Below are 641 nucleotides of genomic sequence, written 5' to 3'. Positions count from 1 at the left end.
CCCGCGCCTCGGCGGCCCCGAAGGCGGACGCTCCGGTCCCGCGACCCGGCGACTCGGAGGCGGACGCTCCGGCGGCAGCGCCCGGCGGCCCGTCGCCGCGGAGCCGTACGAAGCCCCAGACGGCGACCCCGGCCAGCAGCAGCCGCACGCCCGCCGACCACCAGGACTCCTGGCCGGGAACCGCCGCGTGCGCGTTCCAGATCCCGCCCAGTCCGAGCAGGCTGCCGACCACTCCGAACGGGCCGTCCGCGCGGGCCGCGAACGCGTCCACCCCGGCGGGGTCGGTCGTGGCGCCGCTGAGCAGTGCGGGCACCAGCCACGGCAGGCTCAGCACGCCCAGGACGAGCGCCGCCTCCCCCCGCCCTGCGGGCCCGCGCCGCCGCGCCGGCCGTACGGCCCGAGCCCGGAGAGACCGCGTGGCCCGAGCCCGAGGAGCCCGTACGGCCCGAGCCCGGGGAATCTGTGTGGGTGTGACCCGAAGCACCCGGGGAGTCTGTATGGCCCGGGGAGCCCGGGGATCCTGCCCCGCAGGGCAGCGCCACGGCGGTGGCGAGGACGGCCAGGGCGGAGACCAGCATGGCCTGGAAACCGCCGACGGCCGCCGGGAGCAGGGCGGCCGCGAGCCGCAGCCGCCCGCCGAG

Annotated in this window: 1 pseudogene; it reads right to left on the bottom strand. The window is 79.6% G+C overall.

Going from position 1 to position 641, the window contains the following annotated elements:
* Positions 1–334, bottom strand: a pseudogene (locus tag ACWJ6R_RS37650) (hypothetical protein); the annotation flags it as partial.
* Positions 335–641: the final 307 nt, after the last annotated feature.

The sequence above is a fragment of the Planomonospora algeriensis genome, from assembly GCF_977012225.1.
This window is presented reverse-complemented; position numbering and strand designations above follow the sequence as displayed.